The organism is Yersinia artesiana, assembly GCF_902726545.1.
Taxonomy (GTDB): domain Bacteria; phylum Pseudomonadota; class Gammaproteobacteria; order Enterobacterales; family Enterobacteriaceae; genus Yersinia; species Yersinia artesiana.
The window spans coordinates 31,159-42,981 of record NZ_CACVAD010000014.1 but is presented as its reverse complement, the minus strand read 5'-3'; the positions used below and the strand labels follow the sequence as shown (position 1 = coordinate 42,981).

The following is an 11,823-nucleotide window of genomic DNA, read 5'->3' as shown; positions in this document are numbered from 1 at the left end:
TACGAAAGCGCCAGCAGAAATCACTGACGAAAGCTTAATCGCGAATCAGAAAGGATAAAGCGCGGTCATGGTCTCAGCAATCGCCACACCGACATCTTTCAGGCGGCACATGGTCGCACTTTCATCCTGACGATGAACAAACAGGCAAGGCTCGCCTTCCCATTCCACAATCGCGGAGTCCACTTGTATCTCTTGTAGCGAGAGATGGAGCCGCTGCATGATAATCTGCGCTTGTTTACCATCATGGCTCAATAACTTCAGCCCCATGAGGTCATTGTTGCTATCGTCTATCGCGGCTAGTGGTATCGGTTCAACTTTGACGCCGATAAACCCAGATAACCAACGGTAACTTTGCGGCAGACGATGTACTACCGAAAGTTGGATATTATTCACGTATTTTTCCTAGTCAAAAATAAAAATTCAATAAATCACAAAAGCACCACAATGGCTCACACTCACTAAAGTTATAGCCTCTAAGTTGTCATTGTGCCTGGTTCAAACCTCTCCAAAACACAACTTTGATAACAATTTAGAAACTTAAAATCTACAATGCTATTTTTTGTGCTGTTTTTAACCATCATTCAGTTCCCAGCGACAAGGCCGAAACTGTTGGTTTGGGATTTAGATCCCATTTTTCGTTATATTTATACCTTTATGGCGGCTATCTCAACCATTTTTCTTGCAAACCTATTACCTAATACCAGCCAATATTTTACATTTACGGAACAATTCGCCGTCAATTACGTCTAATAAAATAGATTTAATTAATTGATAAATATATAAATTTGCTGATATCAACTTCTCTCTTACGAGCAAGAATAACAGGTAAAAATAACGTTATAACAATTTCATCTTTTTTGATACATCGCTCAAAAAGTTAACAATATGGTGCCAGACAAAACTATGCAATAAATAATGATATGCATGCTTACTATATTGATTGAGCGCAAGAATTTCGCCCTTTTCAGGTACAAATAGAGCGATCGCTAATGATGTGAAAGGTAAAGTAAGGACGAGGAATAAGTAAGGCAGAAATTGACAAACTGGCTACAAATAATAAACGTGAAGGGAGGCCCCGAAAGCATCTGCCCTTCACATTCAATTCATTAGGGTTAGCTTGCCGCACCTTTGTGCGGACGGCTGGCATACAGATACAGCAGCATGGCGACGATAATACAAAATGCCATTGAACTGACCATCGGCCAGGCGCTACGTGATGGTGCCATCGACAGCAGCGTTCCCACTACTGCACCAATACCAAAACGTAAGGTTCCAGCCAAAGAAGAAGCCGTCCCAGCCATATGCGGAAAATCATCCAAAATGACTGCCATCGCATTTGAGGTAATCATCGCGATGCACCCGACATAAGCCGCAACACCCAACACCAGCGCCCAGAATCCTAACCCGGTGGCACAGACCACCAACAGCCAGATCCCCATGACAAATTGGACTAACATGCCAAAACGGAACATCTTCAGTGCCCCAAAGCGGCGAACATTACGGCTGTTGATTAAGGTCATCAAGAACAGAAAGACAATATTCAGCGCAAAGTAATAACCGAAGTTCTGCGGAGAAACTCCATTTAAATCAATATAAACAAAGGGCCCAGCACTGAGGAATGAGAACATACCGGCAAATGAGAAGCCACTGGCCAACATGTAGCACAGTACCCGCTTATGGCGGAATAATGTCGCGAAATTGCCAATAGTGGTGCGCAAGTGGAACCGCTGCCGTTTCTCTTTCGGCAAGCTCTCTTTAATAAAGAGTGCGACCAGTATCGCCCCCACCAACGCAGCACCCGCCATGCTCCAGAAGATGGCGTGCCAGCTAAACCACACCAACAATGCACCACCGATAATCGGTGCCAGCAACGGCGCGATAGTCATCACCAAGACCACAAAAGACATCATCCGAGAGAAATCATCTTTAGTGAACATATCTCGCATCAATGCATTAATCACCACACTGGCAGCGGCGGCTGACAAACCATGCAGGAAACGCAAGTTAATCAGTTGCTCAACCGACTGCGCCATGGCACAAGCCATTCCCGCCAGAGCAAAAATAAGCGTGCCCCAAAAGATAACCGGCTTACGCCCAATACTATCGGCCATTGGCCCGTAAAACATTTGGCCGATGGCAAACCCCAGTACATATGCACTTAGCGTCATCTGCACCGCACCACTTTCTACGCCAAACTCCTGCGCGATGATGGGCATGCTGGGCAGATACATATCAATGGCCAGGGGCATAAGCATTGATAGCAAGCCCAGGATAAAGATTAAGCCAACGTGGGATGTCCGGTTCTTTGCTTCATTTGGATTACTGGCATGCACGTTCGACAACTCCTTCAATAACCTACCAACCGCGGACAATATCAACGGCAAAACAGTGTGGAAACAAGAATTCCACACTGCAACAGCACATCAATTACAAGTGGGGAGCGCCAACACTGGCAATTTCTTCCGGTGTCAGTGGGCGATACTCACCAGGAGCCAAGTCATCATCAAGTTTGATATCGCCAATGCGCTCACGATGCAGTTCCAGCACGCGATTGCCCACTGCCGCAAACATGCGTTTCACCTGATGGTAGCGCCCTTCACTGATGGTTAACCGCACCAACTGTGGCTCGATAACCTCAAGCTGAGCCGGTTTGGTCAGAGACTTTTCGTTATGTAACTGCACGCCGTCAGTAAACTGCTGCGCAGTATCATCAGCAATCGGCTGTTCCAGCGTTACCAAATAGGTCTTTTCACAATGATGGCGTGGTGAGGTAATGCGGTGTGACCATTGACCATCATCGGTCATCAGTACCAATCCGGTGGTATCGATATCCAACCGCCCAGCGGCATGAAGTTTGTATGCTACGGGTTCATCGAGGAAATACAGCACGGTCGGATGATCCGGGTCTTCTGTTGAACACACATAACCCTGCGGTTTGTTCAGCATAAAGTAACGTGGGCCGACGGTTTGTTGTAATGGATTGCCATCAAATCTCACGTCTTGTTCTGGTGTCAGCTTGATAGCACCACTTTTGACCACTTCACCATCTATGGTGACGCGTTTTGCCCGCAGCTCGCGCGCAACTAACGCCCGGCTAACCCCTAATTGCTGAGATAAAAACTTGTCCAATCGCATTGAATCTACTTTGCCTGTTGTCTTACCCGTCATACTTCAAGCTGCATGTGCGTGGGCTGCCTTCGTTCACCGCAGTCACTTACCCGTGTAAGCTCCTGGGATTCCCTCCGTTGCCGCCTTCCTGCAACTCGAATTATTTAAGGTATAGTCATGCCACCGAGGGGCACGATACCCGCACTCACACCTGCCAACGATGACAGAATGCTAATAATACGGTGTGAAATTAATAAAACAGTATAGCGGCGGTTGCCATATCATCCTAGGAACAGTTACGCAAAAAGCCGTTATTGAGAAACGAGTTATCCGCGTGATCCCGCCTCTCGCACCAGCGGCCACACACGGGCATAATAATAGAAAGTCTTGAAGATCAATGGCACTTATACGTTGCAGGAAAGTGTTGCAAATGGTGAATGAGTTGAACAATTTGAAAATGATGATAAAAATCACCGGGCAGGCACATTAATGGCTTTTACGTTACGCCCTTATCAACAAGAAGCGGTAGACGCGACTCTCGCTCATTTTCGCCGCCATGCCGAGCCTGCGTTGATTGTCTTGCCCACCGGGGCCGGTAAAAGTCTGGTTATTGCTGAATTAGCAAAACTGGCTCGCGGGCGCGTTTTGGTGCTGGCGCATGTCAAAGAACTGGTGGCGCAGAATCACGCCAAATATTGTGCTTATGGGTTAGAGGCCGATATTTTTGCCGCCGGGCTGCAACAACGCCAAAGCGAAGGGAAAGTGGTTTTTGGTAGCGTACAATCCGTGGCGCGAAACTTGTCACTGTTTGATAGTGCCTTTTCGCTGTTGATAATTGATGAATGCCATCGCATCAGCGATGAAGATGATAGCCAATATCAGCAAATTATTCAGCATTTACGCACCACCAACCCACGTTTGCGCTTACTGGGGCTGACTGCCACCCCCTACCGCCTGGGCAAAGGCTGGATCTATCAATTCCACTATCACGGCATCACGCGGGGTGATGAAAAATCCCTGTTCCGCGATTGTATTTATGAATTACCTCTGCGTTATATGATTAAGCACGGCTTTCTGGTGCCACCGGAACGGCTGGATATGCCCGTCGTACAATATGATTTCAGCCGTTTGACCAGCAATAGCGACGGCATGTTCCGTGAAGCGGATTTAGACCGTGAGCTTAAGCAACAGCAAAGAATTACCCCACATATTATCAGCCAGATAATGGAATATGCCGCCCATCGACGGGGGGTAATGATTTTTGCCGCCACCGTCGAGCATGCCAAAGAGGTCTATGGGCTTTTGCCTAAAGGTGAGGCTGCGTTGGTGAGTGCCGGAACGCCGCCGGCCGAACGGGATGCGTTAATTAGCGCTTTTAAACAGCAGCAATTACGTTATTTGGTGAACGTCGCGGTGTTGACGACCGGTTTTGATGCCCCGCATGTCGATCTGATTGCCATTCTTCGCCCTACCGAGTCAGTCAGTTTGTATCAGCAAATTGTCGGACGCGGGCTGCGGCTCTCTCCGGGCAAAAAAGATTGTCTGATTCTGGATTATGCCGGCAACCCCCACGACCTTTTCACCCCAGAAGTGGGTACCAGCAAACCCCACGCTGACAGCCAACCGGTGCAGGTCTTTTGCCCAGACTGCGGCTTTGCCAATATCTTCTGGGGGAAATGCACTGAGTCCGGCGAGATTATCGAACACTTCGGCCGCCGCTGTCAGGGCTGGTTTGAAGATGATCAAGGCGCACGAGCACAATGTGATTACCGCTTCCGATTTAAATCTTGCCCGCATTGCGGCGCAGAAAATGATATTGCGGCCCGCCGCTGTCATCAATGTCAGGAGGTGTTGGTCGATCCCGATGACATGCTCAAAGCCGCACTGAAATTAAAGGATGCACTGGTACTGCGCTGTGGCGGAATGAGTCTGGAAGCCGGGCAGGATGCCAAAGGCGAGTGGCTAAAAATCACTTATTACGACGAAGAGGGTACCAATACCAGTGAGCGGTTTCGCTTAACCACTGCTGCACAGCGGATGGCATTCGAGCAAATTTTCCTTCGCCCGCACCAACGGGCGCCGGGTATTGCGCTTAAATGGCAAACTGCCGCAGATATCATTGCCCAGCAAGCGCTATTGCGTTACCCCGATTTTGTTGTCGCCCGCCGTCGTGGGCAATGGTGGCAAATTCGGGAAAAGGTTTTTGATTATCAGGGCCGTTTTAGACGAGCCGATTCCCTCGCCTGAGCCGCATTAAGCCTGATAAATTCACAGTTTCGTTTGCTGTCTGCCCGATACTTCGCTAGAATATCGCCCGCTTTGCTCTGGGTTTACCCAATCAAAGCCGAGTATCGAACCTGTTGCTGGGTCGCCTGTAGCAGGGTAAATTTTCTTTAAGAGAAAACAAAATGACCACTATCAATGTAGAAGTACGTAACGACCAGGGTAAGGGTGCGAGCCGCCGCCTGCGTGCAGCAAATAAATTTCCGGCAATCATTTACGGTGGTTCAGAAGCAGCAATCTCTATTGCTCTTGACCATGACACCACCAAGAACCTTGAATTGAAACCGGGCTTTTATGATTCCGTACTGACTCTGGTTGTTGACGGTAAAGAAACCAAAGTTAAAGTACAGGCTGTTCAGCGTCACGCTTTCAAGCCAAAACTGACTCATATCGACTTCGTTCGCGTTTAATCGCGTCGCTGTTGATATTCGGGACGCCGAAATAAAAAACGCCGCTTATGCGGCGTTTTTTATTGGCGATTCAAACAATTATCATTTACCTGAATTGCGCTGTAGCTGGTCACGCAGATTCGGTGGCGTACCTTTAATGGTCAACGTATCTGTTGCTGCATCCCAAAAGATACGCTCGCCCAATAACAATGCATCAAAATTAATACTCAACCCGCCGCCACTGCCGGCAAATTTGGTCAATTGCCGCAACGTACCGCGATCCGCCGGGAAACTCTCTTCCAATGCATAACCCTGTTCAACCGAGAATTGCTGAAAATCTTTCTCGCCTAACTTCGGCAACTCTTGCGCCAGTTCCTGCAACGCAATTTCTTCACCCGCCTGCAACTGCTCATTACAATAACTATAAACCTGTTGGCGATATGCCTGGCGTTCATTTTTACCCAGCTCAGCATCCGCGCAATAATCATCAACTGCTTGTAATAAACCACGGTTCTGCGCTTTAGTATCCAGACCTTCACTTGCGGCCAGAAAATCCATAAAGAAGTCAGAAACTTTACGCCCTACACGCCCTTTCAGGAAGGTCAGATAACGGGTGGACTCCGGGTTGTTTTCCCATTCAGTTAAATCGATACGAGCCACAATATCAGCACGATTGATATCGAGATAATGGGTCGTGCTCAGATCAAGTTGCTCATTCACCCGCATGCTATTGCAGCTGCTCAGCACTGAAATCAGCAAATATTCCACTGCCAGATAGCGGTATTGGCAAAACAGCACCACGCCACCTTCTGCAAACGGGTATTTGGCTAACTCATCGCGTAAACGCCCGGTCGCTGCGCGGCTAAAGCTGAGGAAGTCTTCATCACCCTTACGGCTCCGTTTTAGCGCATCAGCCAGCTCACTTTGTTCATTAAACAACCCATAAGCTTTGCTTTTGGCACTGTAAACCCGATGCAGCTCGGCCATCATTTCTTCAACTACAGCATTGGCAGGTAATAACGAATCGCGCAACACCACATCAAGCGTTTGTTCATCACGTTTGACAAGCTGATGTAAGGCTATCTGGTCAATATCCAGACTCATGATAAATACTCCTTTTGGCTAGGGGCGTATTCAATCACTGATGCCTGAGGGCTGCAACCCAAAAGCTATCCCGCCCTCCAATTAATGGCTAATGATTCTTAATGCTATAAAATAGCGGAAAAGCGCGTCCCTATACGGTAAGATATGGGACTTTATCAGGTGTTGAGTTCAATTTTTATGCCACAATCATCCCGTTACAGTGACGAACACGTTGAACAATTGCTGTCTGAATTGGTCAGCGTACTGGAAAAACACCGTACTCCAACCGATCTTTCTTTGATGGTTTTGGGGAATATGGTAACAAATCTGATCAATACCAGCATTGCTCCCGCGCAACGCAAAGTATTGGCTCGTTCTTTCGCTGAAGCCCTTCAAGCTTCAGTACGTGAAGACAAAGCTCATTAATTTATCGGCCAAGACTGCAATCTCAATATGGTGACAAATCGTCAGCGCTATCGTGAAAAAGTCTCCCAGATGATCAGCTGGGGGCACTGGTTCGCCCTGTTTAATATCCTGTTCAGCCTGGTGCTGGGTAGCCGCTATTTGTTTGTTTCCGATTGGCCCTCATCGCTGATTGGCCGTGTCTATGCCCTTGTCAGTTGGCTGGGGCACTTTAGTTTTATCGTTTTTGCCGCCTATCTACTGGTGATATTCCCGCTGACCTTCGTGGTGATGTCACAACGGTTACTCCGCTTCCTCTCCGCCGCCTTTGCTACTGCGGGTTTGACTCTGTTATTAGTGGATACCGAGGTATTTACCCGTTTCCATTTACATCTTAACCCCGTGGTGTGGGAGTTAGTGGTTAACCCGGATCAAACTGAGCTGGCGCGTGATTGGCAATTGATGTTTATTGCCGTGCCAGTCATTTTTCTGGTCGAGATGCTGTTCGGCACCTGGGCATGGCAAAAACTCCGTAGTCTCAACCGGCAGCGCTTCGTTAAGCCGTTGGTTGCCGTGTTTATTTCAGCTTTCTTTGCCTCACATCTAATTTATATCTGGGCAGATGCTAATTTCTATCGACCAATTAGTATGCAGCGCGCAAACTTACCGCTCTCATACCCAATGACCGCACGTAAATTCCTTGAAAAACATGGCTTACTTGATCAAGAAGAGTATCAGCGTCGCCTGATAGAACAAGGTAATCCAGATGCCCTAACGGTGGAATATCCCCTCAGCCCCATTGTTTTTAGCAACAAAGGCAGTGGTTATAACCTGTTATTAATTGTGGTTGATGGCATCCGTGCGAATAGCCTGCAAAAAGATATGCCAGCGTTGTCTGAATTTGGTCATGCCAACATTCAGTTTGAGCGGCATTACAGTTCGGGTAATCGCCAGGATACGGGTCTGTTTGGCCTGTTTTATGGCATCTCCCCGACCTACCTTGACGGTATTCTTTCTGCGCGTAGGCCGTCCGCATTCATCACGTCATTGAGTGCGCAAGGGTACCAGTTTGGGCTGTTCTCATCCGATGGCTTTGCCTCGCCGCTCTACCGTCAGGCTCTGCTATCCGATTTCACCTTGCCTGCACCAACAGAGCAAACAGACAGTGAAACCACCGCACAGTGGCAGCAATGGCTATCAACACTCAATAACAATGCGCCATGGTTCTCATACATTAATCTGAATGGCGCGGTTGAAGCACAAGATCCTGTTACCGGTGATAAAGTCGCTGCGCCTGCTGATTTTATCCGCCACTATAAAGCGGGAGCTAAAGATGTGGACCAGCAGATTGCAACCATTCTGGATACACTGAAACAACGTGGCCAACTTGATAAGACTGTAGTTATTATTACTGCTGCACATGGTGTCGAATTTAATGACACTGGTAATGATAACTGGGGTGCTGGCAGCAGCTTCAATCGCCAGCAGCTACAAGTGCCATTAATTGTTCATTGGCCGGGCACTCCCGCGCAGAAAGTGAATAAGCTAACGAACCATGAAGACATCATGACAACACTGATGCAGCGGCTATTGCACGTCAAAACTGCCTCAGAAGATTATTCGCAGGGGGAAGACTTGTTCGCGGCACAACGCAACAACAACTGGGTGGCGACGGGTGATAACGGCACGCTAGTGATTACCACACCAACACAGACAATTGTGTTAGATAATAATGGTAATTACCGTACCTATGATGAGCAAGGCAATGAAATCAAAGATGAAAAGCCACAGCTTCCGTTACTGTTGCAAGTGCTGACTGATATAAAACGTTTTATTGCGAACTAGCTCTAAAATCTGAGCATGCTGCGGTTAAAAAATCAGCGAACGTAATGGCATGGTCTTGCATTAGTCACTGTAAAATGTAGTATAAATGCCACTGTATCGGCATGTAGCGCAGCTTGGTAGCGCACCGTCATGGGGTGTCGGGGGTCGAAGGTTCAAATCCTTTCATGCCGACCAAATATCCCAAAGAAAACCAATCCGTTAGGGTTGGTTTTTTTGTCTAAATTTTATGGCAGGAAAATTTAGCGGAAGGCCAAGAAAAAAAATGACTCATTCGCGAACAGAGAATAATCATTAATTTAAATTACCAGTAAAACAAAAACACATAAATATTATTAATTATTAAAAGTCAGAGTTTTCATTAAATTGCCCATCAGATCTTTATCAAAACGCTTAACCAGCACAATATACCATTTGCAATAAATCAATTTAATGAACTACATTCTTGATGGATACATTCATCATCCTAATAAATTTAGTTGCACTTATATTTAGTGTAACTACATAAAATCACATCGATTACCAGAGGGTGTTATTACCATGGGCAATAATAATCAACTGAAGAATGAAGATGATACTGCGGCGCTAGATTTATTGGAGCAGGCGATGGGGTTTACTTTTCAAGCCTCATTGCGTGCTGCAACAATTTTAGGAGTGGCGGATCATCTAACGAAAGAAGCGAAAACAGCGGAGGAACTTGGGCAGACCGTGGGGGCGGAACCACGTCAATTAAATCGGGTATTACGCATGTTAGCATCGCGAAATATCTTTGCAGAATCAGCAGATGGTCAATTTTCACTGACTCCGGCGGCACAGTATCTTCGTTCAGATCATAGTGACTCACTGCGCGCGGCGGTATTAATGCTGACGGATAAAACATTTTGGCTCCCACTCGGTAATCTTGTCGAAAATTTACGAGGTAAATCGGCCTTTAAACAGGCATTTGGTATGTCTTTTTATGAATACTGGTCACGGGAAAACATCCCTGAGTCAGAAGGTGATTTTCATGCTGGAATGTCATCTATGTCCTCAGTAGAAAATAATTTCCTGGTTCACAGTTACGACTTTCCAGAACATACCATAGTGGTTGATATTGCCGGTGGTTTTGGTGGGCTACTGTTGAAGGTGCTGCAAAATAATCCCACATTACATGGTATTTTATTCGATCGTCCTGCGGTCTTGGCAAAGAATCGCCTTGGTGAGTTGGCAGATGATACTCGCTGGGAAACCCAGACGGGTAATTTCTTTGAAAGCTGCCCAGAAGCTGACATTTATTTATTAAAATACATCACGATGGATTGGCCGGAAGAACAAGCAAGTCAGATATTGCGCAGTTGTCGTAATGCAATGCGACCTCATTCAAAAGTGCTTATCTTTGAACCTGTTATATCCAGAGAAGATACCAGACAGGGTGGCAAAGAGATCGACCTTTTGTTATTAGGTAGTTTTGATGGTGGACAAGCTCGAACTGAGGAGGAACTTAAAACACTGCTTGCCAGCGCAAATTTGAAACTTAATCGTATTATCGATACCGGAAGCTATATATCGATCATTGAGGCTATTTCAGCCTAATTACAAACATCCATTTTAAAAAATTACCTAATTCAAAGATTAAACAAAATATTTATTCGGATAATGGCTATCTATTAAATGATAAAGTGCTATGACAATGTTATGAAGTATCGCGGTATAACATTGTCTTTTTTATTGATACCTAAATATTAATCAACTATAACGCGGCCATTAAGCGGCTGTATTGGCCGATTATTGTTATGATGAACAACAGAATGGAATTGATTTATTTGTTCAGCGGAAACATTAACAGGCTGTTCAAGCACTAACCAGATTACACCTTCAGAACACGGTGGCGTGGTCAGTGAACCGCTAAAACGGTAGAAGTTGAACTGCTTTGGTAGCAATGCATTAATATCCACAGGCCTGTTTAATATTGCCATCTGATCAATCGCCGCTGGCATTTGCTGCCAGGCCAGTGCCAGTTGTTTATTAGCACTTCCCTGCTGGAACAGTAGCGCCAATACTACCAGCCCACCCTTGTTATCTTTATAAACAAAATGAGCTTCCAATGGGAACTGTTTGCCATCTATCTCATTTTCACTGGGGGCGTGAAAATGGAATTGTTGTAACGTAAACGTATCACCATCCAGCTTTAACGTATTGCCAGCGCTGGTATTAATCTGAATCGTATGACCATTATTAACGATTTGCTGTTTGCCTTGCTGGAAATGTAATTCCAATTGACCATGATGGGTTTTCATTGCACCTTGAATATTAACCGGTGACTGATTTTTGCCCGTTTCACAAAGTGAGAAATCAGGTGAGAGTTTCCCCCAATGTGCCGGGTCTTCCTGCCCCTCATATCCCCAATGAGCATGTTCCCCTGCATTTGCTGAAAAACTGGCTGCCAACATTGCAGCAAACAATAATTTTCCTTTCATTTCTTATCCCTATTAAGCAAAAAAAACCAAATCAGACCTGACGAAAAACCATACAAAATATGGCAATAGCCGCCGGAGCAAAAGAGTAACTCAGCTTTTTTTTAGGGTATGTCAGTCACTTCCTACAGCGCGAGAAAATTATTGTAATAGATTGAATTGAAGCTATATTTTCATTAATAAAAAATGTAACCAACTGCGTTGGAAGGATATAAAGGAGAAAATGATGGTGAGAAAGGCCGGTGTTAAACGGCCCTTCCCTG

General features: G+C 46.1%; 10 protein-coding genes and 1 tRNA gene. 6 read left to right on the top strand and 5 right to left on the bottom strand.

Translation table 11 applies throughout. The features are described from left to right. Nucleotides 1-45: 45 nt before the first annotated feature. The 3 genes from HU019_RS06505 to rsuA form a co-directional block, all read right to left on the bottom strand. Entirely contained in the window at nucleotides 46-393 is a 348-nt protein-coding gene (locus tag HU019_RS06505; RefSeq protein ID WP_174846994.1) for a YejG family protein, read from the bottom strand. 719 nt (nucleotides 394-1,112) lie between these two features. After that, complete coding sequence (locus tag HU019_RS06500; RefSeq protein ID WP_174846993.1) at nucleotides 1,113-2,333, bottom strand: Bcr/CflA family multidrug efflux MFS transporter; 1,221 nt, start codon at nucleotides 2,331-2,333, stop codon at nucleotides 1,113-1,115. Nucleotides 2,334-2,427: 94 nt separating this feature from the next. Continuing rightward, nucleotides 2,428-3,135 carry a 16S rRNA pseudouridine(516) synthase RsuA gene (gene rsuA, locus HU019_RS06495; RefSeq protein ID WP_013650136.1) on the bottom strand — a complete coding sequence of 236 codons (708 nt, stop codon included), beginning with the start codon at nucleotides 3,133-3,135 and terminating at the stop codon, nucleotides 2,428-2,430. A gap of 462 nt (nucleotides 3,136-3,597) precedes the next feature. Between rsuA and HU019_RS06490 the strand changes: the two genes are divergently transcribed. Then, complete coding sequence (locus tag HU019_RS06490) at nucleotides 3,598-5,355, top strand: DEAD/DEAH box helicase (protein WP_174846992.1); 1,758 nt, start codon at nucleotides 3,598-3,600, stop codon at nucleotides 5,353-5,355. Between the two features lie 161 nt (nucleotides 5,356-5,516). Next, nucleotides 5,517-5,801 carry a 50S ribosomal protein L25 gene (gene rplY / locus HU019_RS06485; protein ID WP_004700538.1) on the top strand — a complete coding sequence of 95 codons (285 nt, stop codon included), beginning with the start codon at nucleotides 5,517-5,519 and terminating at the stop codon, nucleotides 5,799-5,801. 81 nt (nucleotides 5,802-5,882) lie between these two features. Here the strand turns inward: rplY and yejK are convergent, their stop codons facing one another. Then, nucleotides 5,883-6,884: a nucleoid-associated protein YejK gene (gene yejK / locus HU019_RS06480; RefSeq protein ID WP_005161874.1), complete on the bottom strand. Its 1,002-nt coding sequence runs from the start codon at nucleotides 6,882-6,884 to the stop codon at nucleotides 5,883-5,885. Between the two features lie 177 nt (nucleotides 6,885-7,061). Between yejK and HU019_RS06475 the strand changes: the two genes are divergently transcribed. From HU019_RS06475 to HU019_RS06460, 4 genes are all read left to right on the top strand, one after another. Then, nucleotides 7,062-7,289: a YejL family protein gene (locus tag HU019_RS06475; RefSeq protein WP_002208836.1), complete on the top strand. Its 228-nt coding sequence runs from the start codon at nucleotides 7,062-7,064 to the stop codon at nucleotides 7,287-7,289. 27 nt (nucleotides 7,290-7,316) lie between these two features. Then, the gene (yejM, locus tag HU019_RS06470; protein ID WP_174846991.1) at nucleotides 7,317-9,110 is read left to right on the top strand and encodes an LPS biosynthesis-modulating metalloenzyme YejM; all 1,794 of its coding nucleotides are present in this window, start codon (nucleotides 7,317-7,319) and stop codon (nucleotides 9,108-9,110) included. Nucleotides 9,111-9,207: 97 nt separating this feature from the next. Further along, a tRNA-Pro gene (locus HU019_RS06465) sits at nucleotides 9,208-9,284 on the top strand. Nucleotides 9,285-9,647: 363 nt separating this feature from the next. Beyond that, entirely contained in the window at nucleotides 9,648-10,679 is a 1,032-nt protein-coding gene (locus tag HU019_RS06460; protein WP_174846989.1) for a methyltransferase, read from the top strand. 149 nt (nucleotides 10,680-10,828) lie between these two features. Here the strand turns inward: HU019_RS06460 and HU019_RS06455 are convergent, their stop codons facing one another. Continuing rightward, complete coding sequence (locus tag HU019_RS06455; RefSeq protein ID WP_174846988.1) at nucleotides 10,829-11,563, bottom strand: carbonic anhydrase; 735 nt, start codon at nucleotides 11,561-11,563, stop codon at nucleotides 10,829-10,831. Between the last annotated feature and the right edge of the window lie 260 nt (nucleotides 11,564-11,823).

Excerpts from the sequence above, each read along its gene's own strand:
- rsuA (WP_013650136.1), bottom strand. The coding sequence starts at position 3,135 with ATGCGATTGGACAAGTTTTTATCTCAGCAATTAGGGGTTAGCCGGGCG.
- HU019_RS06490 (WP_174846992.1), top strand. The coding sequence starts at position 3,598 with ATGGCTTTTACGTTACGCCCTTATCAACAAGAAGCGGTAGACGCGACT.
- rplY (WP_004700538.1), top strand. The coding sequence starts at position 5,517 with ATGACCACTATCAATGTAGAAGTACGTAACGACCAGGGTAAGGGTGCG.
- yejK (WP_005161874.1), bottom strand. The coding sequence starts at position 6,884 with ATGAGTCTGGATATTGACCAGATAGCCTTACATCAGCTTGTCAAACGT.
- HU019_RS06475 (WP_002208836.1), top strand. The coding sequence starts at position 7,062 with ATGCCACAATCATCCCGTTACAGTGACGAACACGTTGAACAATTGCTG.
- yejM (WP_174846991.1), top strand. The coding sequence starts at position 7,317 with ATGGTGACAAATCGTCAGCGCTATCGTGAAAAAGTCTCCCAGATGATC.
- HU019_RS06460 (WP_174846989.1), top strand. The coding sequence starts at position 9,648 with ATGGGCAATAATAATCAACTGAAGAATGAAGATGATACTGCGGCGCTA.
- HU019_RS06455 (WP_174846988.1), bottom strand. The coding sequence starts at position 11,563 with ATGAAAGGAAAATTATTGTTTGCTGCAATGTTGGCAGCCAGTTTTTCA.